The sequence below is a fragment of the Actinomycetota bacterium genome (assembly GCA_036280995.1).
Taxonomy (GTDB): domain Bacteria; phylum Actinomycetota; class CALGFH01; order CALGFH01; family CALGFH01; genus CALGFH01.
Window position 1 is genome coordinate 1 of the sequence record DASUPQ010000069.1, and the last position, 3,694, is coordinate 3,694.

The following is a 3,694-nucleotide window of genomic DNA, read 5'->3' on the forward strand; positions in this document are numbered from 1 at the left end:
GTTCACGCACTCCTACTGACGCCATGTGCTAGTTGTAGCACATTGCGCGACGTTTGTGCAGACGTTGTGCAGGAGTACCTGCGATGGCTTCAGACCGCCGACGCTGGCGGTGACGACCCCGCTGGCTGACCCGATGCTCGCCGGAGTTCGTCGACTTTGCCCCGGTACGGCGCTTGCGTTGTACAGTCCATGATGTCGCAGCGACGCCGTGGCCCATCATCGTCGACAGGAGCCCCCCGATGAGCGACACCCCCCCACTCGATGGCCGCGGCCAGCCGATCGCCGAGATCGACGCGAGCCATCCGCAGTCGGCCCGGATCTACAACTACTGGCTGGGCGGCAAGGACAACTACCCGGTCGACCGGGAGATGGGCGAGCAGATCCGCCAGCTCCTTCCCGGGATCCCCGAGATGGCCCGCCACCAGCGCGCGTTCCTGATCCGGGTGGTGACCTACCTGGCCGGAGAGGTGGGCATCCGGCAGTTCCTGGACATCGGGACCGGCCTGCCCACTGCTAACAACACCCACGAGGTCGCCCAGCGGGTGGCTCCGGAGTCGCGCATCGTCTACGTCGACAACGACCCGGTGGTCCTGGTGCACGCTCGGGCTCTGCTGACCAGCAGCCCCCAGGGCGTCACCCAGTACGTCGACGCCGACCTGCGCGACCCCGACAAGATCCTGGCGGAGGCCAGCCGGACCCTGGACTTCGACCAGCCGGTGGCGGTCATGCTGCTGGGGATCATTCACCACCTGACCGACCACGACGAGGCCACTGCGGTGGTGAAGCGGCTGGTAGACGCCGTGGCCCCCGGCAGTTACCTGGTGATCACCCAAACCACCAACACCGTCACCGGGGCCGCCATGGACGAGGCCGTGCGCCAGTGGAACGAGGCCAGCCCGACCCCGATCGTCATCCGTACCCCCCAGCAGATCGCTGGCTTCTTCGATGGCCTGGAGCTGCTGGAACCGGGGGTTGTGTCCACCACCCAGTGGCGGCCCGATCCTGCCGACTCCGGCAGCCAGGAACCCATGGATGAGTTCTGCGCGGTGGGCCGCAAGCCCTGACCCGCGGCAGGCGCCGGTCCGGCAAGAGATCTACTGCGCTACCGCAGCAGCGGAAAGACCGTCGCATTGACGACGATGCCAAGGGCGACGCCGGCGAGGACCTGCGCCGGTGTGTGATCACCGACCTGGACCCGGGACCAGGCGATGAGGGCCACCAGCGGCCAGACGGCCAGCAGCGCCGGTCCGAACACCAGCGTCAGCACGGTGGCGGCGCCGGCCGCGATCGCGGCATGCACCGAGATCTTCCACCACAGCGTGACCACCCAGCCGCCGGCCACCCCGACCGCGATCGACGCCAGCAGGGCGACCATCTCAGCCGGGGCGTCCAAGGCCGCCAGCACGGCCAGCCCGAACAGGATCGAGGCGATGGCCACGCCCCCGAACCGGATGCGCTGCTTCCGGAGGCTGATGTTCCGGTCGCTGAGCCGCCCTCGTCGGACGCCGCGGAGGATGAGGGCATAGGGCAGCACGCTGGCGAACAGGGCCGCGATGGTGCCCCAGACGACCGCCATGGCCCGAGTCGGGCTGCTGACCCAGGCGACGGCCAGGGCCACGGCGACCAGGATCGGCGGCGGCGACAGCAACTCACCGACCAGCCGGGCACCCGCAAGCGTCGCGGGATGGGCTGTGCCAACTCCTGATCGCCGTACCTCATGCTCATCGTCGAGGCTTCCGATCGGTTCGGCGGGCATGGCGTACCTCAGGGCTGAGGGAACAGCAGCCGCCGCAGCGCCTCCTCCACCGCCGCGCGCGGATCGCCTGCGTCCGCGGGAGCCCGCCACGCGACGACGGCGTCCGGCCGCACGAGCACCGCGCCGTCGGGGCCGAGGCCGTAGGCCTGGGCGAACGTCTCGCCCTTGTCGACCAGGTCGCCGTCCGGTGCCACGCGGTAGCCGCGCACCGGGCAGCCGAGCGCGACGCCGGCCTGCGACGCGGCGTCCAGCCACCGCTGGCCGCCCGCTGCGGCCAGCAGGGCGAAGCCGCGGCCGAGGACGTCATGCACCGAGCCGGGCGCGCCGTCGATCTCCACCGGCAGGTGCGGGGCCCGCACCCCCACCCGCCCGGTCGGTGTGCGAGGGTTCTCCAGCACGGCCCCGTCGTCCCCGCCCTCCGGAAGCAGCCCGGCCGACCGGTACACCGGGCCGAGCTCGATCGACGCGTCGTCCATCGGGTCGGCGAGGTTCTCCCGGGAGAGCGTGGGGTCGACCCGCAGCACATAGCGTGTGTACGCCTGCTCGACGACGAGGTCGCACACCGGACGGCGCTCGGCGTCGTAGGTGTCCAGCAGGCCGGCGCCCGCGGTCCCGCCGACCACCGCGGCCAGCTTCCAGGCCAGGTTGTGCGCGTCGCCGATACCGGTGTTGCCGCCGAAGCCCCCGGTGGGCGGCATGACGTGGGCGGCGTCCCCGGCCAGGAACACCCTCCGGTCGCGGAAGCGCGACGCGTGCGCCGCCGCGGCCGTCCAGCGCTGCACGTTGTCGATCTCGACCGGGATGTCCGCGCGGCCGAGCGCCTTTCGGACCAGCTCGGTCGCCCAAGCCGTGTCCATGGTCTCGCCGACGGCGGTGTTCTTCGTGCCGTCCGGGTCGATGGTGGAGAACACCGCGAGGAAGCCGGAGTCGCCGGTGATGGAGAACCGGAAGAACCCGAGCAGCTCCGGGTGGTTGACGTAGACCACGCTGAGGTTGCGGTCCCCGATGAGCTCGCGCAGGTCCGCGCGGAAGTAGATGGTGACGCAGTCGGCGAACGCCCCGCGCCCGGCCAGTTCGATGCCACAGCGCCTCCGGACCGGGCTGTGCGCGCCGTCGGCGGCGACCAGGTAGTCGGCGCGGACGGTCTGCTCGGCGCCGCCGTCCCGGGGGCGGAGGACCGCCGTGACCCCGTCGTCGTCCTGCTCGAAGGAGACCAGCTCGGTGGCGTAGGCGTGCTCGGCGCCGCGCTCCTGGGCCGACCGGCGCAGCAGCGGCTCCAGCCCGATCTGGGTGATGAACAGCCGCGACGCGGGGCTCAGCGCCTCGACGCCCTCGTTGAAGTTCCGGAAGAAGAACTTCATCTCCGGGCTGGCCAGGCTCTCCACCGAGACGATGGCGCCGTTCTGCACGAACTCCTGCGCCGACGCGGACTCGATCTCCGCCTGCAGCCCCACACTGCGGAAGATCTCCATGGTCCGCTGGTGGAACGAGGCGGCCCGGGGGTGGACCGCGGTGCCGCGGTGCCGCTCGACCAGCAGGTGTGGCACGTCCTGCGCGGCCAGCAGCAACGACGTCGACAGCCCCACGAGGCTGCCTCCGACGATCAGCACGGGCACCTGGCGGTCGCTCATCGAGACGTCCCCTCGCGCGTCCGGCGGTCACGGACATTCGTCCCGCGTGGCGGCCCGCCGACGCCGATGGCGCCACCCTGGTAGGTGGGTGAGGGTGTGTCAAGGGTCCGGCGGCTCATGCGTCGACCCCGCGTACGCGGAACCGGCGCCACCGGGCGTTCAGGCCCTGCCCGTCGAGCGAGCGGCTGCGGCCGTCGCGGATCGGCAGCATCGTCCAGATCCCGAACCCGATGCGGACGCGTTCGGGGATGAGGGTGCCGGGGGCCTGGTACACCGTGCGGCCGTCGACGCGCCAGGCCGCGGTCGA

General features: G+C 71.4%; 4 protein-coding genes. 1 reads left to right on the forward strand and 3 read right to left on the reverse strand.

Annotated features, from left to right (window positions below; all coding sequences use genetic code 11):
* Positions 1–239: 239 nt before the first annotated feature.
* Positions 240–1,064, forward strand: a complete 825-nt coding sequence (locus VF468_01955; GenBank protein ID HEX5877084.1) for an SAM-dependent methyltransferase — start codon at positions 240–242, stop codon at positions 1,062–1,064.
* Between the two features lie 38 nt (positions 1,065–1,102).
* Here the strand turns inward: VF468_01955 and VF468_01960 are convergent, their stop codons facing one another.
* The 3 genes from VF468_01960 to VF468_01970 form a co-directional block, all read right to left on the reverse strand.
* Entirely contained in the window at positions 1,103–1,648 is a 546-nt protein-coding gene (locus tag VF468_01960; protein ID HEX5877085.1) for a phosphatase PAP2 family protein, read from the reverse strand.
* 116 nt (positions 1,649–1,764) lie between these two features.
* A complete protein-coding gene (locus VF468_01965; protein ID HEX5877086.1) occupies positions 1,765–3,387 on the reverse strand; it encodes an FAD-dependent monooxygenase in 1,623 nt (540 codons plus the stop codon).
* Positions 3,388–3,502: 115 nt separating this feature from the next.
* A partial coding sequence (locus VF468_01970; protein ID HEX5877087.1) for a hypothetical protein occupies positions 3,503–3,694 on the reverse strand: 192 nt, incomplete at its 5' end.

Excerpts from the sequence above, each read along its gene's own strand:
- VF468_01955 (HEX5877084.1), top strand. The coding sequence starts at position 240 with ATGAGCGACACCCCCCCACTCGATGGCCGCGGCCAGCCGATCGCCGAG.
- VF468_01965 (HEX5877086.1), bottom strand. The coding sequence starts at position 3,387 with ATGAGCGACCGCCAGGTGCCCGTGCTGATCGTCGGAGGCAGCCTCGTG.